The sequence below is a fragment of the Actinophytocola sediminis genome, from assembly GCF_054779715.1.
Window position 1 is genome coordinate 233172 of record NZ_BAAGXS010000035.1, and the last position, 18194, is coordinate 251365.

General features: G+C 69.5%; 18 protein-coding genes. 10 read left to right on the top strand and 8 right to left on the bottom strand.

Going from position 1 to position 18194, the window contains the following annotated elements:
• Positions 1-21 precede the first annotated feature (21 nt).
• Positions 22-1017: a LacI family DNA-binding transcriptional regulator gene (locus ACYVIP_RS22905; RefSeq protein WP_460399574.1), complete on the bottom strand. Its 996-nt coding sequence runs from the start codon at positions 1015-1017 to the stop codon at positions 22-24.
• Positions 1018-1130: 113 nt separating this feature from the next.
• Here ACYVIP_RS22905 and ACYVIP_RS22910 point away from each other — a divergent pair, with 113 nt between their 5' ends.
• Genes ACYVIP_RS22910 through ACYVIP_RS22920 form a run of 3 tightly spaced genes read left to right on the top strand, consistent with a single transcriptional unit; the run spans position 1131 to position 4401 of the window.
• Positions 1131-2543 (top strand): L-fucose/L-arabinose isomerase family protein, encoded by a 1413-nt coding sequence (locus ACYVIP_RS22910; protein WP_460399576.1) that lies wholly within the window; start codon positions 1131-1133, stop codon positions 2541-2543.
• Entirely contained in the window at positions 2536-4023 is a 1488-nt protein-coding gene (locus tag ACYVIP_RS22915) for an FGGY-family carbohydrate kinase (RefSeq protein WP_460399578.1), read from the top strand. The genes ACYVIP_RS22910 and ACYVIP_RS22915 overlap by 8 nt, the downstream gene beginning before the upstream one ends.
• 42 nt (positions 4024-4065) lie before the next feature.
• The gene (locus ACYVIP_RS22920; RefSeq protein WP_460399580.1) at positions 4066-4401 is read left to right on the top strand and encodes a DUF4342 domain-containing protein; all 336 of its coding nucleotides are present in this window, start codon (positions 4066-4068) and stop codon (positions 4399-4401) included.
• On the opposite strand, the gene ACYVIP_RS22925 is transcribed toward ACYVIP_RS22920, so the two are convergent.
• Positions 4398-4994, bottom strand: a complete 597-nt coding sequence (locus ACYVIP_RS22925) for a nucleoside/nucleotide kinase family protein (protein WP_460399582.1) — start codon at positions 4992-4994, stop codon at positions 4398-4400. The two genes, ACYVIP_RS22920 and ACYVIP_RS22925, sit on opposite strands and share 4 nt — an antisense overlap.
• 88 nt (positions 4995-5082) lie before the next feature.
• Here ACYVIP_RS22925 and ACYVIP_RS22930 point away from each other — a divergent pair, with 88 nt between their 5' ends.
• The 3 genes from ACYVIP_RS22930 to ACYVIP_RS22940 all read left to right on the top strand — a co-directional run bounded on the left by ACYVIP_RS22930 (position 5083) and on the right by ACYVIP_RS22940 (position 9435).
• Complete coding sequence (locus ACYVIP_RS22930) at positions 5083-7125, top strand: beta-propeller domain-containing protein (RefSeq protein ID WP_460399584.1); 2043 nt, start codon at positions 5083-5085, stop codon at positions 7123-7125.
• Between the two features lie 82 nt (positions 7126-7207).
• Entirely contained in the window at positions 7208-8701 is a 1494-nt protein-coding gene (locus ACYVIP_RS22935) for an MFS transporter (protein ID WP_460399586.1), read from the top strand.
• A 191-nt stretch (positions 8702-8892) separates the two neighbouring features.
• The gene (locus ACYVIP_RS22940) at positions 8893-9435 is read left to right on the top strand and encodes a hypothetical protein (RefSeq protein ID WP_460399588.1); all 543 of its coding nucleotides are present in this window, start codon (positions 8893-8895) and stop codon (positions 9433-9435) included.
• 58 nt (positions 9436-9493) lie between these two features.
• On the opposite strand, the gene ACYVIP_RS22945 is transcribed toward ACYVIP_RS22940, so the two are convergent.
• On the bottom strand, positions 9494-10801 hold the full coding sequence (locus ACYVIP_RS22945) for a cytochrome P450 (RefSeq protein WP_460399590.1): 1308 nt from the start codon (positions 10799-10801) through the stop codon (positions 9494-9496).
• 47 nt (positions 10802-10848) lie between these two features.
• On the opposite strand from ACYVIP_RS22945, the gene ACYVIP_RS22950 reads away from it, so the two are divergent.
• The gene (locus ACYVIP_RS22950; protein ID WP_460399592.1) at positions 10849-11613 is read left to right on the top strand and encodes an alpha/beta fold hydrolase; all 765 of its coding nucleotides are present in this window, start codon (positions 10849-10851) and stop codon (positions 11611-11613) included.
• Between the two features lie 10 nt (positions 11614-11623).
• Here the strand turns inward: ACYVIP_RS22950 and ACYVIP_RS22955 are convergent, their stop codons facing one another.
• On the bottom strand, positions 11624-11998 hold the full coding sequence (locus ACYVIP_RS22955) for an FKBP-type peptidyl-prolyl cis-trans isomerase (protein ID WP_460399594.1): 375 nt from the start codon (positions 11996-11998) through the stop codon (positions 11624-11626).
• Between the two features lie 74 nt (positions 11999-12072).
• The gene (locus ACYVIP_RS22960) at positions 12073-12498 is read right to left on the bottom strand and encodes a hypothetical protein (protein WP_460399597.1); all 426 of its coding nucleotides are present in this window, start codon (positions 12496-12498) and stop codon (positions 12073-12075) included.
• A 168-nt stretch (positions 12499-12666) separates the two neighbouring features.
• On the opposite strand from ACYVIP_RS22960, the gene ACYVIP_RS22965 reads away from it, so the two are divergent.
• Complete coding sequence (locus ACYVIP_RS22965; RefSeq protein ID WP_460399599.1) at positions 12667-13830, top strand: aminotransferase-like domain-containing protein; 1164 nt, start codon at positions 12667-12669, stop codon at positions 13828-13830.
• A gap of 35 nt (positions 13831-13865) precedes the next feature.
• Positions 13866-14612, top strand: a complete 747-nt coding sequence (locus ACYVIP_RS22970) for a Uma2 family endonuclease (protein WP_460399601.1) — start codon at positions 13866-13868, stop codon at positions 14610-14612.
• Between the two features lie 255 nt (positions 14613-14867).
• Here ACYVIP_RS22970 and ACYVIP_RS22975 read toward each other — a convergent pair whose 3' ends face one another.
• Both ACYVIP_RS22975 and ACYVIP_RS22980 read right to left on the bottom strand, forming a co-directional pair.
• Positions 14868-15932, bottom strand: coding sequence for a beta family protein (locus tag ACYVIP_RS22975; RefSeq protein WP_460399603.1), 1065 nt, complete (start codon positions 15930-15932; stop codon positions 14868-14870).
• A 146-nt stretch (positions 15933-16078) separates the two neighbouring features.
• The gene (locus ACYVIP_RS22980) at positions 16079-16756 is read right to left on the bottom strand and encodes an MBL fold metallo-hydrolase (protein WP_460399605.1); all 678 of its coding nucleotides are present in this window, start codon (positions 16754-16756) and stop codon (positions 16079-16081) included.
• A gap of 47 nt (positions 16757-16803) precedes the next feature.
• On the opposite strand from ACYVIP_RS22980, the gene ACYVIP_RS22985 reads away from it, so the two are divergent.
• Positions 16804-17352 carry a DUF1349 domain-containing protein gene (locus ACYVIP_RS22985; RefSeq protein WP_460399607.1) on the top strand — a complete coding sequence of 183 codons (549 nt, stop codon included), beginning with the start codon at positions 16804-16806 and terminating at the stop codon, positions 17350-17352.
• Positions 17353-17362: 10 nt separating this feature from the next.
• Here the strand turns inward: ACYVIP_RS22985 and ACYVIP_RS22990 are convergent, their stop codons facing one another.
• Positions 17363-18163, bottom strand: a complete 801-nt coding sequence (locus tag ACYVIP_RS22990; RefSeq protein WP_460399609.1) for a maleylpyruvate isomerase family mycothiol-dependent enzyme — start codon at positions 18161-18163, stop codon at positions 17363-17365.
• Positions 18164-18194: the final 31 nt, after the last annotated feature.

The window sequence follows — 18194 nt, forward strand, 5'->3', positions numbered from 1 at the left end:
GGGAATGCCCAGCAGTCCGGATCAGCCCCGGTGTGAGCTGCCGCGTTCGATCAGCCGGGCGGCCAGGGTGGTGGTCGTCGCGGCTCGGGCGTTGTCGCCGATTCTGGCCAGCAGCAGCTGCGCCGCCACGGTGCCGATCTCGTACGCCGGCTGGGCGACCACGGTCAGTGGCGGGTCGACCAGTTCCGCCCACGGGACGTCGTCGAAGGCCACCACGCCGACGTCCCGCCCCGGCCGCAGCCCGCGCTCACCGAGTGCGGCCAGCACCCCGACGGCCATCGCGCTGTTGGCCACCAGCACCGCGTCCGGCGGCTCCGGCTGGGACAGCAGCTCGTTGGCCGCCTTGTGCGCGCCGGCCGCCTTGAACTCCGTGCGGCGCACCAGCCTCGGGGTGCTCTTCGCCCGCGCGGCCCGCAGCGCGTCCCGGTAGCCGGCGAGGCGGTCGTCGGCCGTGCGGACGCCGGTCGGGCCGGTGACACAGCCGATCCGGCGATACCCCTGCGCCAACAGGTGTTCGGTGGCCTGTCTGGCGGCCAGCCTGGTGTCCACCAGCACCGTGTCGACCATCCGCTCGGACAGTGGGCGGTCCACCGCCACCAGCGGCGTGCCCCGGTTGATCAACAGGTCCACGTTGGCCGCGGTCGGTGTCGGGGACATGATCACGCCAGCCACCCGCTCCTGGATCGCCACGTCCAGGTAGCGGCGTTCCTTCTCCGCGTTCTCGTCAGCGTTGCACAGCACCACCGAGTAGCCGACGGCGTGGGCCACGTCCTCCACGCCGCGCGCGATGGCGGTGAAGAACGGGTTCTCCACGTCGCTGATGATCAGTGCCAGGACCGCGGCCTCCTGCCGGCGCAGGTTCCTCGCCGGGCCGTTGGGCTGGTAGCCAAGCTCCTTGGCCGCCGCGACCACCCGTGCGGCCAGCTCGGGGTCCACTGTGGACTTGCCGTTCAGCGCCCTGGACACGGTCGCCGTCGAGACGCCGGCCATGGCCGCCACGTCGCTGATCGTTGCCACCTGTCCTCGCTTTCCACCACCGCACCACAGACCCTACCGGGGCCTATTGACACCGCCCGACAGTTCAGAATAGTTTCTGAGTAAACGATTACTCCAACGCAGGAGGACCAGCCGTGGCCCGCATCGGCGTGATCAACATCTCGGACGGGCGCGACTACGTCCACGGCGGCATCGCCGAGTTCATCCAGGGCAACGAGGACAAGCTCGTCGCGAGCCTGCGAGCCGCCGGCCACGAGGTGGTCCGGGCGAGCGAGGCGGTCTCGTCCAACACCCTCGCCACCTCGCTGGCCAGGCAGCTCCAGGCGGCGAACGTCGACCTCACCGTGCTGCACTACTGCGTGTGGGCCTTCCCGCACTTCACCATGCTCGCCGCCGGGCAGCTGAGCGGCCCGTTGCTGCTGCTGGCCAACATCGACCCGGTGCAGCCGGGCATGGTCGGCATGCTCGCCGCCGGCGGCGCACTTGACCAGATCGGGCGAACGCACACCCGGTTGTGGGGCGATCCCGAAGACTCCGCGTTGATCGCGCGGATCGGCACGCGGGCGTCGGCGGCCGGCGTGGTGGCCAGGCTGCGCGGCCAGACGTTCGGCCGGATCGGCGGTCGCCCGATGGGCATGAACACCGCCGTGGCCAACACCGACCAGTGGCAACGCCAGTTCGGGGTGGACGTCGAGGAGATCGACCAGTGGGAGATCGTCCGCCGCGCCGAGTCGGCCGACGCCAAGGAGAAGGTCGCGGCGCGCAAGTGGCTCGAGCGGCACGCGGTCGTGCACTACGACGGCAAGAAGCTCACCGAGGAGCTCCTCGAGCGCCAGATCGGCTCCTACCTCGCGATGCGCGAGCTGATCGACGAGTGGCACCTCGACTTCACCGGCATCAAGGGCCAGCCCGAGCTCACCCAGTACTTCGCGACGATGGACATCGCCGAGGCGTTCCTCAACGACCCCTACGACTGGAACGGCCCCAAGGAGCCGCACGTCTGCGCCACCGAGGCGGACATGGACGGCGCGCTGACCATGCAGATCCTCAAACACATCACCAACACCCCGGTGCTGTTCGCCGACGTGCGCCACTACCACGGCGACCGCGACATCTGGGACCTGTGCAACTCCGGCCAGCACGCCACCTGGTACGCCGCCCGCAGCGACGACCCGGCGGAGAACCTGGCCAGGGTGCACCTCTACCCGGAGGTGTTCTTCTTCCCCGCGGGCGGCGCGTCCGTGCACCACGTGGCCGCCCCCGGTGAGATGACCCTCGCCCGGCTGACGCGCAACGACGGCCGCTACCGACTGCAACTCATGCTGGGGGAGTTCGAAAACTACGACGCGGCAACGACTGAGACCCTGATGGCGATGTCGACCCCAGAGTGGCCACACGCCTTCGCCCGCCTCGACGCGCCGGCCGAGGTGTTCCTGTCCCGGTTCGGTGCCAACCACATCCACGCCGTCCCCGGCGACCAGCGGGCCGAGCTGCGCGCGGTGTGCGAACAGCTCGACATCACGCTCGACGAGTTCACCCGTGGTTGAGTGCTACCTCGGGATCGACATCGGCACGGCCAGCGCCAAGGGCGTGCTGGTCACCGGTGACGGCATGGTGCTGGCCAGAGCCGGCCGCGAGCACGAGACGTCGACCCCGCATCCCGGCTGGGTCGAGCACGACGCGGACACCGTCTGGTGGGCCGACTTCCTGGCCATCGCCCGAGAGCTGGCCCCGCTCGCGGACGGCCGGCTGGCCGGGCTCGCGGTCAGCGGGATCGGCCCCTGTCTGCTGCCGGCCGACGGCGCCGGCCGCCCACTGCGCCCGGCGATCCTCTACGGCGTGGACACCCGCGCGGGCGCGGAGATCGCCGAGCTGACCGAGGAACTGGGCGCCGAGGAGATCCTGCGCCGCGGCGGCACGCCGCTGTCCAGCCAGGCGGTCGGCCCGAAGATCCGCTGGCTGGCGCGCCACGAGCCGGCCGTGTGGGCCAGGACCGAGCTGCTGTTCATGGCCAGCTCCTACCTGGTGCACCGGCTCACCGGCCGGTACGTGCTCGACCACCACTCGGCGAGCCAGTGCGACCCGATGTACGACCAGCATCGTCTCGACTGGGCAACGGACTGGGCCGCGGCCGTGGCGCCCGGCCTGGCACTGCCGGACCTGGCCTGGCCGACCGAGGTCGTCGGCACGGTCACCGCCGAGGCGGCGGCCGAGACCGGGCTGCCCGCGGGACTCCCGGTCACCGCCGGCACGGTCGACGCGTGGGCCGAGGCCACCAGCGTCGGCGTGCGCGAGCCGGGCGACGTGATGGTCATGTACGGCACCACCATGTTCCTGATCCAGGTGCTCCAGACCCCCAACCCGCACCCGGCACTGTGGACCACCAGCGGCGTGTTCCCCGGCACCCGGTCGCTGGCCGCCGGGATGGCGACCTCCGGCGCGATCACCGACTGGCTGCGCCGCCTCGTCGGCGCCGACTTCACCACGCTGGTGGCCGAGGCGGCGCGGGTGCCGCCGGGCAGCCGGGGCCTGCTGTTGTTGCCCTACTTCGCCGGCGAGCGGACGCCGATCTTCGACCCGTCCGCGCGCGGGGTCATCGCCGGGCTGACGCTGTCGCACGGGCGCGGCGAGCTGTACCGGGCGGCGCTGGAGGGGATCGCCTACGGGGTGGCGCACAACCTGGAGGTGATGCGTGAGGCGGGTGGGCGTGCGCGGCGGCTGGTCGCGGTCGGCGGCGGGACCCAGGGCGGGCTGTGGACCCAGATCGTCTCCGACGTGACCGGCGAGGAGCAGCAGGTGCCGACCGAGACCGTCGGCGCATGCTTCGGCGACGCGTTGCTGGCGGCGGTGGCCACCGGGGCGTCGGTCGACGTCGAGGCGTGGAACCCGACCGCGCGGACGGTTCGGCCGACCGCGGCCGGGCGCTACGCCGAGTTCTACCGGCGGTACCGGGAGCTGTACCCGGCGACCATGGGGGTGGCGCACTTCCTCGCGGCCGAACAGCACGCGGCCGATCGGCTCGCCTGAACGGGGTGTGCCGGGGGAGGTTCAGGGGCTACCGTCGTCACCGTGACGAGCGAAGCTGAGGGGAACGGCGCGCGGGCACTGACGGACACGATCGAGCAACTCATCCGTGAGGGCAACGTCCGCCGCATCGTCGTGCGTAACGACAAGGGCCAGACCGTGCTCAACCTACCGGTCGTGGTCGGGCTGGTCGCCGTACTGATCGCGCCGATGATCGCCATGGCGGGCGCGGCGATCGGTCTGGTCGGCGGCTGGTCGATCGATGTCGAACGGGATGTCGAACGGGATGTCGAACCAGATGCCGACCGAGATGTCGGGGAAGAACCGGACGGGACCGACGCCTCACCGTCCACACAGGACGGTGAGGCGGGCGAACCCTAGCCGATGGCGATGGGTGGGTTCTTCGGTTCCCGGTTGTCGACCACCAAACCGGCGCGCGCACGCGGATCGCACTCGTGCCGGTACAGCCGCTGCCCCTCGAGCATCCCTCCACTCAGGTCAGCGTCGCCGATCGCGTCCAGCCACACCGTGTAGTCCCAGAACCGCACCAACTCGTCCCGGTGCAGGAAAATACCGTCGACGACGAGCACCGTTCCCGGCTCGGCCAGCGCCGGTGGACGGCTGACCTCGCGTTCCCGACGCACGTCGTAGACCTGCTGCACGTAGTTGCCCGACCCATCCGGCCCGAACGGGTCGAGGAGGAGTCGGATGAACCTGCCGTAGTCGAAGGAATCCCGGTAGAAACCCTCCGGCGAGTCGCGCCCACGACGTCGCCTGGTCCGTGCCGGATTGTGGAAACCATCGACCGACGCCCGCACCACGGGGGTGCCGCGCCCGCTGAGCTCCCTGGCGAGCTCGTCCGCGTAGTGAATCATTCCCGCGCCGACCACCCCGTCGACCGCCACCCGGTGGAACCGTGCGGCCGGTAGATCGAGGATGGCATCGGCCACTTCCTCGGTCATGAGTTGACGCATCTACGCAGTCAACTCCTCGACCAGCCAATTTCCAAGCGTTCTCGCTCATCCGGGCAACCGAATCGTTCCACCGGTCCGTCCTGGGGCCATGAGGACGGACTTACCGAGATGGCCGCGGATCGCGGTCGCCGCCGCGGCGGTAGTGGGACTGGGTGTTGGCGTCGCCGGTACGGCGGTGGTCGTCGGACTGGCCGGAGAGGACGGACTGGCCCAGCTCGATCCATCCGAGGTCAGCCCGATCACGCTGGTCTCCTACGACACCTGTGACTCCGCGCTGGCCGAGCTCAAGGCGGCCGCGTTGCCGCACGTCGGACCGTACGGGCTGGCCGGGGAGGGCCCCGGCAGCCTGGTCGACCGCGATGGGGCGGCCGACGAGGGCGCGGCGAGCGCGCCGGACGCGCGGGCCCAGTCCGAGGGTGGCGCGGCGGCGCCCAAGGCCGCCGAGGAGCAGCGCGCGGCCGACGCCCCGGCTGACGACCCGGCCGACGCCGACCAGCGCGAGCACTCCGGTACCAACGTCCACGAGTCCGGTGTGGACGAGCCGGACCTGGTGAAGACCGACGGCCGCCGGGTGGTCACGGTCGCCAACGGCGTGCTCACCGCCGTGGACGTGGCCACCCGCGAGCGGACCGCGCGGGTCCAGGTGCCGGGCGGGGCGGTCAGCCAACTGCTGCTCGACGGTGACCGCGCGCTGGTGATGACCTCCGCCGAGAGCTCGACGATGATCGCCGACGGGCCGACAGCCAGTGAGAAACCCGTCGCGCCGGTCGAGCAGGGCTCGCGGCTCCTGCTGGTCGACCTGTCCGGGGTGGGCGAGATTCTCGGCACACTGGAGGTCGACGGCGCCTACCTCGACGCGCGTCAGGTCGACTCGGTCGCCAGGGTCGTTGTGCGCTCGACGCCGCGGCTGAAGTTCGGCTATCCCATGCGGGACAACGACATCGAGTCGGCGGCGGCGCGCAACCGGGCGGTCGTGGAGAACTCCACCATCGCCGACTGGCTGCCCAAGTACACCCTGGACAACGGGGGCACGCGCAGCGAGGGCCAGCTCGTCGAGTGCGCCGCGGTGAGCCATCCCCACCGCTACACCGGTTCCGCGTTGCTGACCGTGCTCACCGTCGATCTGCGGAAGGAGCTGACCACCGGCGACCCGATCAGCATCGCCGCGGACGGGGACACCGTGTACGGCACCGGTACGAGCCTCTATGTCGCCGACGACCACGTCCAGCACGGGACCACCAACGGGTTCCTCGCCGAGGACCGGCCGACGCCGGTGAACCAGCGGACCGAGGTGTACCAGTTCGACATCTCCGGGCAGGGCTCGCCGGTGCACGTCGCCTCCGGCGGGGTCGAGGGCACGTTGCTCAACCAGTACTCACTGTCCGAACACGACGGTCACCTGCGGATCGCGACGACCGTCGGCCAGTCGTCGACTTCGGACTCCCGGAGCATGGTGACCGTGTTGACCCGCCGGGACAACGAACTCGCGCTCACCGGCCGGGTCGACGGTCTCGGCAAGGGGGAGCGGATCTACTCCGTGCGGTACCAGGGCGACCTCGCGTATGTGGTGACGTTCCGGGAAACCGACCCGCTGTACACAGTGGACCTGTCGGATCCGGCCGCGCCCCGGGTCACCGGCGAGCTGAAGATCACCGGGTACTCGGCCTATCTGCACCCGGTCGGCGAGGACCGGTTGCTCGGCATCGGCCAGGAGGCCACCACCAACGGGGTCGCCACGGGCGTGCAGGTGTCCCTGTTCGACACCTCGACGCCCGCCGCCACCCGAGTCGGCCAGTTCCACCTCCCGCAGAGCTACTCGGAGGTGGAGAACGACCCGCACGCGTTCCTGTACTGGCCGGAGAAGAACATCGTGGTGCTGCCGGTGGTCGGCATGGCCACCGGCGCGGACCCCACCGCCGTCCCGGAGTCGGGCATGCTCGTGCTCCGCCTGTCCGGCGACCGCCTCGACCAGGTCGGCGTCGTCCGCCACGCCGACGACCGGTTCAACGGCATGCCGCCACCCCCACGCCGCGCCCTGGTCATCGGCGAGGAACTGTGGACGGTCAGCGACTTCGACATCGTCGTCTCCACTCTCGACACCCTCACCACCAAAACCAGAATCGCCATCTAACGGCGAGTCCAACCCGCCGGACACTCGCGGGGTGAGCTGGTGTCGGTTGGTAGGGGTTGGCGGATGTGGGTAGACATCAGGGGTGGCTACCCGATCCGCCGACCAGAGCGGCACGACATCCGAGGACTATCCGCCTGGCGCGGATCCGCGTCGCTGGCGGGCACTGGTCGTGACCCTCGCCGGCGGGTTCATGATCCTGCTGGACGTCAGCGTGGTGACGGTCGCGGTGCCCGCGATCCAGGAGAGCCTCGGGACCTCGGCCAGCGGGGTGCAGTGGGTGGTCTCCGGCTACCCGCTGACCCTCGGCCTCGCGCTGGTGGCCGGCGGCCGGCTCGGCGACGCGTTCGGCAGGCGGAGGATGTACCTGGTCGGGCTGTCCGGGTTCGTGCTGACCAGCGTGCTCGCCGGCCTCGCGCCGACGTTGGTGCTGCTGGTGGTCGCGCGCCTGCTCCAGGGTCTGGTTGCCGGCCTGGTCACGCCGCAGAACGGCGGCCTGATCCAGGACCTGTTCCGCGGCCCGGAGCGCGGTCGGGCGTTCGGTCTGCTCGGCGCCACGATCGGGGTGTCGACGGCCATCGGACCGGTCATCGGCGGGCTGATCCTCGACCTGTTCGGTGACCCGGAAGGGTGGCGCTGGGTGTTCCTGGTGAACCTGCCCATCGGGGTGCTGACACTGGTGCTGGCGTTCTTCCTCGTGCCGCCGACCCCAGCGCGGTCGACCAGGCCCGACATCGACGGCACCGGCATGGTGCTGCTCGGGCTGACCGTGCTCGCGCTGATGTTCCCCGTGGTCCAGTCCGACGCCGGCGGGCTGGCGCGGTTCTGGTGGCTGTTCCTGGTCGCGATCCCGATCGGGTACATGTTCCTGCGTTGGGAACGGCGCCGCGTGGCTACCGAGCGCACGCCGCTGCTGGACATGCGGCTGTTCGCCGCGCGCGGCTACCCGGCGGGCGTGACGATCGCGACCGTCTACTTCTGCGGGTTCTCCGGGATCTTCCTGGTGTTCGCGGTGTTCTTCCAAACCGGACTCGGCTTCTCCCCACTGGAGTCCGGCCTCGCGATGACGCCCTTCGCGCTCGGCTCCGCGGTGTCGGCCTGGCTCGCCGGCCGGTTGGTAGCCCGGTGGCGGCAGCGCGTCACGATCTCCGGGCTGGCCATGAGCGCGCTCGGCCTGGTGGTGACCGCGGCGGTCACCCTGGTGGTGGACGAGGACCACCTGCTGGTCGCGCTGCTGGTGCCGCTGCTGGTGGCCGGGCTCGGCGGCGGTGCGGTGATCTCGCCGAACACGACGATCACGCTGACCTGCGTGCCGCCCGACATGTCCGGCGTGGCCAGCGGCGTGCTGCAGACCGGGCAGCGAATGGGCACCGCGGTCGGCACGGCCATGCTGGCCGCGTTGTTCTACGCCACGATCGGCGCCACCGGCGGCGAATATCCCGCCGGCCTCGCGGTCGCGTTGTTCGGCGCGGTCGTGTTGATCCTGGTCGCGCTCGTGCTCGCGATCGTGGAGAACCGTGGTAATGGTGGGAATAAATCGTTGGAAAATTTCCCCGCACAGACTATGACATCTGGTTAGTCGCGGCTACAGTTCGATCGCGGAGGCGTTCTCGCAGGTCACGGGTGGCGGTTTCGAGTTGAAATCGCGGCCGCCGGGGCTTTCGGACCGCTTTCCTGTTGCTCAATTCCTACGAACGGTCGGCGAGTCGGCTCGTCGGCGGCGCTCGCTCGTCGGGGTGCGGTCCGCCATCCGTGGGACGGAGATATCGAATGCGAAGAATGCTAGTCAGGGCGCTCGTCCTCGCGGCGTCGGCGGCGACCGCGCTGGTGGTCAGCACCACGTCCGCGCAGGCGTCGGTGCCCGTCGGCGAACAGGACCCGGTCTTCGACCGGCCGACGGGTCAGGTCGAGGCGCTGGTGACCAAGCTGAGCCACGCCGACGCGACCGCGCGGCTGCGCTCTTCGAACATCACCTGGTCCTCCAGCGGCAACTGCAGCGATCGCAACAACCCGACCTGCACGTCGTTCACCCAGGTCAACCTGGCGACGATCCAGGGAGCGCAGACGTTGAAGTCGGCGAGCGGCTGCGGGCTGAACGTCACCGGCGGCACCGAGACCGGCCACGCCAGCGGCACCTACAGCCACTGGAACGGCTACAAGCTCGACTTCGGCATCACCTCCTGCCTGAGCAACTACATCAGGGGCACCTTCACCGCCATCGGCGGCAACAAGTGGCAGTCCGGTTCGGGAAACGTCTACTTCCTGGAAAGCAACCACTGGGACGTCACGTACTACAACTGCGGCGGCTGCTGAATGCCTCGCGGTGCCCCCGGCCGCTCGGTTGCCGGGGGCACCGCGATCACCAACCTGATCACCACCTGATCGGCAGGTGTTTGACGCCGTTCTGGAAGTTCGACCGCAGCCGCACCGGCTCACCGGCCGGCGCCACCTCACCGAGCACGTCGAACAGCGCGGTGAACAGCGCGCGCATCTGGACCTTGGCCAGATGCGCGCCGATGCAGTAGTGCGGGCCGTGGCCGAAACTGAGGTGGTCGTTGGCGGATCTGGTGATGTCGAACCGATCGGGGTCGGCGAACACCCGCTCGTCCCGGTTGGCCGAGGAGAACCAGACGACCACCTTGTCCCCGGCGCCGATCCGCACCCCGCCCAGTTCGGTGTCCACTGTGGCCGTTCGGCGGAACCGCATGACCGGCGTCCACCAGCGGAGCATCTCGTCGACCGCCGGGCCGAGCAGACCGCGGTCCGCGCGCAGCCGCCGGTACTGGTCCACATTGGACATCAGGGCGAGCAGACCACCGGGTAGCGCGTTGCGCAGGGTCTCGTTGCCCGCGACGACGAACAGCCAGAACAGGTTCTCGAACTCGCCGATACTGACCTTGCCGCCGACGTCGTCGACCTCGCGCATGAGGTTGGACATGATGTCCTCGCCCGGGTTCGCGCGCTTGTACTCGCCCAGATCGTGGGCGTAGGCGTAGAGGTCGGGCATGCCGGCGCGGGTGCGCTGGTTGGGCAGCAACCCGTTGGCGTCCGGCCGTGGCCGCAGGGACAGCGCCCTGCTGGCCAGTGCGGTCGAGTCGGCCGGCTGTGCGCGCGCCGACGTCGCGTACTCGGCGTCCTGGTGGCCGATGACCCGGTTGGCCCAGTCGTACATCAGCCAGCGGTCCTCGGCCGGCACACCGAAGATCTCGGCGAGCGTGCGCAGGGGCAGGTCGGCGGCGATGTCGGCGGCGAAGTCGCACTCCTTCCGGTCGGCCACCCCGGTGACCAGTTCGCGTGCCCAGGCGGTGATCCGGTCCTCCAGCGCGGCGATCGCCCGGGGGGTGAAGGCTCTGGTGAGCAGCTTGCGCAGGCGGGAGTGCGCCGGCGGGTCCTGGTTGAGCATCATCTGCCGGACGTAGGTGAGCGTCCGCTCGTCCGGCGGGTCCAGGATCTGGGTGGCGCGCAGGTGGGAGGAGTAGACGGCGGGGGTGCGCATGACCTCCTTGACCTCCGCGTGCCGCAGCACGGCCCAGAATCCGGTGCCGTTCGGCCAGGAGTCCACCGGCGTCTCGTCCACCCAGACGACCGCGCTCTTGGCGCGCAGCCGCGCCAGGGTCTCGTGGGGCACGCCGGTGCGGTAGGTGTCGGGGTCGACGATCACGTTGGGGTCAACGGACATGCCAGCCATTCTGTACCGTCCGGAGCCGGTGCGGCACGATCATGATCGTGGCTGTCTTCCTCACCCGGCACGGATCCGGGTCTCCAACGCTGCTGTTGCTGCACGGTCTCGGGGCGACCGGGGAGGTGTGGGACGGGCTCGTGCGCGGCCTCGGCGACCGCTGGCCAGGAGAGGTGCTGGTGGCGGACCTGCCGGGGCACGGGCGGTCCGCGCCGCTCGAGCGCTACACCTTCGGCGGGATGGCCGCCGAGATCGCCGGGGCGCTGGCGCCGGGGCGGTCGGTGGCCGTGCTCGGGCACTCGCTCGGCGGCGTGCTCGGGCTGACGCTGGCCAGCGGGTGGTTCGGGGTGCCGGTGCCGGCGGTGTGCGGGCTCGGGGTGAAGGTGCGCTGGTCGCCAGACGAGCTGGCGAAGGCGGCGTCGGTGGCCGCACGCCCGGCGACGGCGTTCGGTACCCGCGAGGACGCCGTCGACCGGGCGATGAAGGTCGCCGGGCTCTACGGGCTGGTGTCCTCGACCGACGCCGGGGTCATCGAGGTCGACGGCGAGTGGCGGCTGACCCTCGACGGGGCGGTGTTCGGCGTGGGCGAGCCGGACGTGGCCGGACTGCTCGCGGCGAGCCGGGGCATGGCGGTGCTGGCGGCGGGGGAGTTGGATCCGATGTCACCGGTCGACCACCTGGCGCCGCTGGCGGATCCGGTGATCCTGCCCGGCCTCGGCCACAACGCCCACGTCGAGCGCCCGGAGGCGTTGTGGCCAGTGCTCGACCGGTTGCGGTCAGCGACCGACCTTAATAACCACTCGAGTGAGTGAGGTCGGTCCGCTACCGAACGCCGAGCAGGTCGACCACGAACACCAGGGTCTCGCCCGGCTTGATGGCGCCGCCGGCGCCGCGGTCGCCGTAGCCGAGGTGTGGGGGGATGACCAGCCTGCGCCGGCCACCGATCTTCATCCCGACCACGCCGCGGTCCCAGCCGGCGATGACCCGGCCGCCGCCGAGGGGGAAGTTGAACGGGGCACCACGGTTCCAGGAGGCGTCGAACTCCTCGCCGGAGGAGTGCGCGACGCCGACGTAGTGCACGCTTACCTCTTGGCCGGGCCGCGCCTCGTCGCCGTCGCCCATGGTGATGTCCTCGACGACCAGGTCTGCCGGTGGGGGACCGTCGATCGGGTCAACCTGGGGCTTTTCCAGAGCCATGATCCTCCTTCATCAGGGTTCGTACCGACCCATCCAACCAGGGCGGTCCCGTGCCAGCCCGCCGGGAGCGGTCGTCAGCTGAGCCTGCGGTAGGTGAGCCGGAAGTCGAAGTCCCAGGTCTCGCCGTCCGTGCTGCGTTCCCACACGCCGTCGATCACGTCGCGGACGGCGTTGAACGTCCCGGTGAACCGGTGGGCGAAGTCGGTGCCCTCGCGCCACAGGCGCCACACGTCGTCCTCGACGGACATCTGGTAGATCCGCCGGGTGCCGCGGTCGTCGGCGTAGCAGACGCTGAACAGGCCGGTCTGGTCGTCGCCGCCGATGATCAGCATGCCGTTCATGAAGCCGGGGTGGTCCACGACCAGGCGCTGCTCCAGATACACCCCGTCCAGCCACTCGAACGTCGTCGCGCCGCGGACGTCGTGGCCGAGGGCGTGGTGGTCGAGGATCACCTCCCACCGGCCGACCAGGATGTTGAGCCGGCGCATCGGGTCGGGCATCGGGTCTCCTCTCCTGGTCACCCTGGATGATATTCGGCGGTACCCCTTCTGGCCTGCGAGTATGCTGGCGGCGGCTCCTCGATCAGTGCAGCCTCGTGCGGCATCGCCCCGCGGCACCACCGCCGGCGCGCGTGCCCGTCGCCCACGTTCGCCAGGTGAGGAGCCGAAATGCACCCGACTGTGTCGCGCCATGCCCAGAGTTCCCCGGTCCGCGATCTGCTCGCGTTGACCACCCATCCGGAGATGATCTCGTTCGCCGGCGGGCTGCCGGCCCCCGAGCTGTTCGACGTGCGGGGTTGGCGCGCGGCCTTCGCCACCGCGCTGGCCGATCCGGTCGCCCGGCGCAACCTGCAGTACGCGCCGACCGAGGGCAACCAGGAGTTACGCGCGCTGCTCGCCGGTCGGCAGACCAGCCGCGGCCTGCCGACCAGCGAGGACGACCTGCTGATCACCACCGGTTCCCAGCAGGCGCTGACACTGGTCGCGGCGGCGGTGCTCCCGCCGGGGGCAGTGGTCGCGGTCGAGGAGCCGACCTACCTGGCCGCGCTGCAGTGCTTCCGGATGGCCGGCGCCCGAGTGGTCCCGGTCGCCGGCGACGAGGACGGCATCGTGCCCGCGGCGTTGGCCGAGGTGATCGAGCGCGAACGCCCCACACTGCTGTATCTGGTGCCCACGTTCGCGAACCCCACCGGCCGCACCCTCACCGCGCAGCGGCGGGTGGCGGTCGCCGAACTGGCTGCCGAGCACGACCTGTGGGTGGTGGAGGACGACCCGTACGGCGAGCTGCGCTACCGGGGTGTGCCGCTGCCGGCGCTGGCCGAGGGCGCGGCCGACCGGGTGATCCACCTGGGCAGCCTGTCCAAGATCTGCGCGCCCGGCCTGCGGCTTGGCTGGCTGCGCGCGCCCGAGGAGCTGCGGTCGACGTTGGTGATCACCAAACAGGCCGCCGACCTGCACACCAGCACCATCGACCAGGCCGCCGCCGCGAGCTACCTGGCGGCGACGGATCTCGACGCCCACGTGGCCACCCTGTGCGCGGCGTACCGGGCCCGCCGCGACACGATGATCGCCCGGTTGCCCGAGGTGCTGCCGCCAGGATCGCGCTGGACCGATCCGGACGGCGGCATGTTCATCTGGGTTCGCCTCCCGGACGGCACGAACACCGAGACGATGCTGCCGGCGGCACTACGCGAACAGGTGGCGTTCGTCCCCGGCGCCCCGTTCTACGCCACCAACCCCGACCCGGCGACCCTACGACTGTCCTTCACCACGAACTCCCCACCCCAGATCACCACCGGCCTACGGCGCCTGTCGGTGGCGCTGACCGCGTAGTCCTCAATGGGTCATGCCGATTCGGCAGGAACGACGTGGCCGCGCTGGTCATGCTGGGCGAAGTGTGCTTTGGCGGTAGAATCGGCATCGTCCGACCTGCACGTCAGGTGAGAGGAGCGCTGCACATGAGTGTCGCGGCAGTTGCGCATTTCATGCTGCCAGACTCGCCCTACGCCATGTGGGTACGTGACGAGTTGGCCGGCTACCTGCACCTGCCGAAAGACGGCACGCGTGCTGAGGTCATCGGAGGAGAGATAGTTGTGTCGCCTGGCCCCTCCGTCGACCACAACGGCATGGTCAGGGACATCGAGCGCGGACTGTTCGCCGCGGAGTTGACCGACCCCACCTTCGCCTGGCGCTCGGTGCAGACCACAGATCTGAACATGTTCGAGATAGGTGACGGCTATATCCCGGACCTGATTGTCCTGGATGCCGAGGTTCTCGCAGAGGCGCGCGCGACAAAAGCAAAGCACTTGCTGCCATATCAGGTCGATCTCGTTGTCGAGGTCACTTCGAGATCGAACGCGGTCGGCGATCGACGGCCAGACAAAAAGCGCAAGGTCGGTACCAAGTGGAGCGGATACGCGCACGCGGGTATTCCTGGTTATCTACTTGTTGATCGTGATCCGAAAGTATCCAACATTACATATTACGCGAATCCGGACACGCGCGCTGGAACTTATGTCGCGCAGGAGACCTGGGGATTCGGTGATACCGTTCGCCTGCCGCACCCCTTCGGCTTCGAGTTTTCTACGGAACAATGGGACCATTGGGATGACTAGGTCGGTCCCGACCGATGTGGTGGAAGCGGGGGAGGTCTACCACGTCACCCGCAACGGCGTTGCGGTCGCTGAGCTGCGCCCGCTGCCTCGCCAGCGACGAATGAGCGGGCAGGAACTGGTGGAACGGCGCCGAAAGCGTTCTCAGGTCGACCATGCGCGGATGCGACAGGAGGCGGACGACCTGTTCGGCGAAGGTCGCGTTGGCGATGACGATCCATGGGCAGAGATGCGAGGGAGCGTGCTCACGCGGCCGGCTCAGAGGTTCGCAGGAGTTCTGCGTGACACGTGTTCGAGGTGATGAGACGTCGCCATGGACACCCATCGAGACACGGATCCAGCAGTATTCCCGCCGCTCGGCCGGCAGAGCGCCAGCTCGCGATCACCCCACGAAAAGTCAGGGCCGGCGAAGTCATCCCGCTCGACGAGTTCCTCGGCGAGGTCAGCGAACCTCTCCGCAGGGACGTCGCCCTTCTCGATCCTTCTGCGCAATACCACCGTTCTCCGCGGCACGGTGTAGCAAAGGTATGGGTAAGGGGGCCGTGGGTTACCTCCTGACCTGGGAATGGGGTGTGTCACGCCGTAGTCGCCGTAGCCGATCATGCCAACGCGTCGGCACACCTCACGCCACAGGAATACCTCGGGACGATCCCGCGTCGTCGTCGCGTAGGTGGTTCGAGCGGCCGGAATCGACCCGGCCAGAAGCGTGACAGAGTCGGGACCGAGCACGTCATGCACAACTGCCGCGGCTTCTGCAACGGCGCCCACCAGTGGTTCGCGCACTTCCTCGACGAATCCGACGTCCAGCACCACGTGCACATGTCCGACCCGCGTGCCGGTCAACCGCATGATGGCTTGGATTCTGTTGGCGAGTTCGCTGGCCGGCAGCGCCCGGCGGAACCGGATCACCAGGTCGCGTTCCCCGTGTTCGACGAGCAACCGAACACGACGCAGTACGTCGTCAGGTGCGCCGCCGGCGATCACGGGTACGAGGCCGGGGAGAGCATCAGCCATGAGCCCGAGTTCTTTCAGCAACGCGGACTCGATCATGTCGTCCAGATACTCGAACACTCCGCCGGGTTGTCCGGCGAGTGGGCTCGCGGCGGTGAGCCAGGTGGTGTCCAGCCACAGCGTCCGCCGCGAGTTCGCGACGTTTACCGCTGCGCGAACGAGAGCGGGGAGAAGCTTCCCGCCGGGTTTCACCGAATCAAGCAATTCGATCATCAACCGCACATGCGCATCGCTCGTGGAGCGGAGATGGCGGAGGCTGTCGAGTTCGCCGAGCTTGCATTTGAGCGTTACCAGTGGACGAGCGGGGTGCATCCGCCTTCCTCCCGATGGACGGCGCGTAGCTCGAAACTCCCAGTGTGGGGCATGTTCGAGCCACGCGGCTGTCCGCCGGACAGGTGGCGACTACTGGCGTGAGCGTGATAGCCGGATCACGGACAGTATCCGAACTCGGCTCCGGTCTACCAGCCGCGTTCGCGCCATTCGGCGATGTGGGGGCGCTGTTCACCAAGGGTCGAGTCGTCGCCGTGGCCCGGGTAGAACCAGGTCTCGTCCGGCAGCACGTCGAACAGGCGGGACGACACGTCGTTGACCAGCGAGGTGAAGTTCTCCGGTGAGGTCGTCTTGCCGACTCCGCCGGGGAACAGTGAGTCGCCGGTGAACAGGTGGGGGACGCCGGTTGGGTCGCGGTACAGCAGGGCGATCGAACCCGGCGTGTGCCCGCGCAGGTGGATGACCTCCAGCGCGCAGTTGCCGACCGGGATGGTGTCGCCCTGGGTGACGTAGCGGTCCGGCGGTACCGGGAGTGGCTCCGCGTCCTCCTGGTGGGCGATCGTGTTCGCGCCGTACGCGCCGGCCACCGCGCCGAGGCCCTGCCAGTGGTCCGGGTGCTGGTGGGTGGTCACGATCGTGCGCAGGGTCGGGCGGTTGTCGTCGTGACCGATCAGGTCCGACAGGCGTTCGGGATCGTTCGCGGCGTCGATCAGCAGCGCTTCCTGGGTGGCCTTGCACACCAGCAGGTACGCGTTGTTGTCCATCGGGCCGACGGAGATCTTCGTGATGGTCAGTGCGTCCAGGTCCCGGCGCGCGGCGGCGCCACCCGGCTCGACATGACCGCTGTAGTCCTCGACAACATCCACAGCGCGACCCTAGCGCGCCGCACCGACCGACTGACAGCATGGCGCCCATGACCACGGGCTGGAGTTGGCTCAACGAACCGGCCACCTGGGCGCTCGCCGGCGACACCCTCACCGTCACGGCCGACGCGGGCAGCGATTTCTGGCGCACCACCCACTACGGCTTCGTCCGGCACAGCGGCCATGTGTTCGGTGGCGAGCTCGTCAGTGACTTCCTGCTCACCGCCACCTTCGCCGGCGACTACCGCGACCAGTACGACCAGGCCGGCGTCATGCTCCACGTCGACGAGACCAACTGGATCAAGAGCGGGATCGAGCTCGTCGACGGGCACCAGCAGGTCTCGGCCGTGGTCACCAGGGAGTTCTCTGACTGGTCGGTGGCGCCGGTGGACGCGCCACAGCGGGTCACGATCGAAATCGCTCGAGTGGGTGACACGGCCACGATCAGGTACGGACTGGACGGTGCCGACCCGACGACCATGCTGCGGCTGGCCTACCTGCCGCCGGACGTCCCGGTGCTGGCCGGGGTGATGGCCGCCGCACCGGACGGCCAAGGCTTCACCACGACCTTCACCGACATCGCCCTGACCCAGCTCTGACCAGGGCGCTTTATCCCCACGCGGGCAGCTGGGGCACCTCGCCGGTCAGCCCGGTGCCGTCCCGCCTGCCGGTCAGCCAGCCGATCACGGCCGCGGGCTCGCCGGACACCTCGTAGCTGGTCTCGCGGTCGCCGACCAGGTCCCAGGTCCGCTCCTCACCGTCAGGGAAAAGCACCCGAAGGTGTACTGATGGCCCTTCTGGACGGTTCAGGTGACGGGAGGCCGCCGAGTCCAGGGCCAGCTCCAGGTTGTCGGCCGGGATGTCCTCGAAGTCGAACCCGACGTTCAGGTCCACCGTGTGCACCCACAGCTCGAACAGGCGCATCACCGGGATCCGCGCCGCCGGGAACGGCGCGGGCAGCCGCGCGACCACGGTGGCCGACCACTGTGAGTCCGACAACCGCTCACTCGCCGCCGCGAACCGGTCGTTGGCCGCCAGCACGTCCTCGACCAGCACCTGCGCCAACCGGCCGGCGCCCTCCTCGATGTCGGCGTCCCGGTCGGCGTTGCTGGCGTACATCGGATGCTCGACCCCGGTCCGCGCCCACGTGAGCAGGTTCACCAAACCGTCCGCGTTGCGCGCGAGATGCGTCACCACGTGCGCGCGGGTCCAGCCGGGCAACCTGCTCGGCTCCCGCATCCGTTTGTCGTCCAACCCGGCGACATACCCGACCAGTCTCTCGGTCTGCGCCCGCACGTCCGCCAGACAGCGCCGCGCCTGGACCGCCGCCGCACGTTCCTTCGCCCGTCGCTGCTCAGGAACGGTGTCGTGCGCAACGGAGGCCTCGTTTGAGATGCTGGAACCAGTCATACCGCCATCCCCGCGAGTGGTAGTTCGGAAT

Coding starts and splice junctions, on each gene's coding strand:
- ACYVIP_RS22925 (WP_460399582.1), bottom strand. CDS start 4,994: ATGCGTCAACTCATGACCGAGGAAGTGGCCGATGCCATCCTCGATCTA.
- ACYVIP_RS22930 (WP_460399584.1), top strand. CDS start 5,083: ATGAGGACGGACTTACCGAGATGGCCGCGGATCGCGGTCGCCGCCGCG.
- ACYVIP_RS22940 (WP_460399588.1), top strand. CDS start 8,893: ATGCGAAGAATGCTAGTCAGGGCGCTCGTCCTCGCGGCGTCGGCGGCG.
- ACYVIP_RS22945 (WP_460399590.1), bottom strand. CDS start 10,801: ATGTCCGTTGACCCCAACGTGATCGTCGACCCCGACACCTACCGCACC.
- ACYVIP_RS22955 (WP_460399594.1), bottom strand. CDS start 11,998: ATGGCTCTGGAAAAGCCCCAGGTTGACCCGATCGACGGTCCCCCACCG.
- ACYVIP_RS22960 (WP_460399597.1), bottom strand. CDS start 12,498: ATGCCCGACCCGATGCGCCGGCTCAACATCCTGGTCGGCCGGTGGGAG.
- ACYVIP_RS22965 (WP_460399599.1), top strand. CDS start 12,667: ATGCACCCGACTGTGTCGCGCCATGCCCAGAGTTCCCCGGTCCGCGAT.
- ACYVIP_RS22975 (WP_460399603.1), bottom strand. CDS start 15,932: ATGCACCCCGCTCGTCCACTGGTAACGCTCAAATGCAAGCTCGGCGAA.
- ACYVIP_RS22985 (WP_460399607.1), top strand. CDS start 16,804: ATGACCACGGGCTGGAGTTGGCTCAACGAACCGGCCACCTGGGCGCTC.
- ACYVIP_RS22990 (WP_460399609.1), bottom strand. CDS start 18,163: ATGACTGGTTCCAGCATCTCAAACGAGGCCTCCGTTGCGCACGACACC.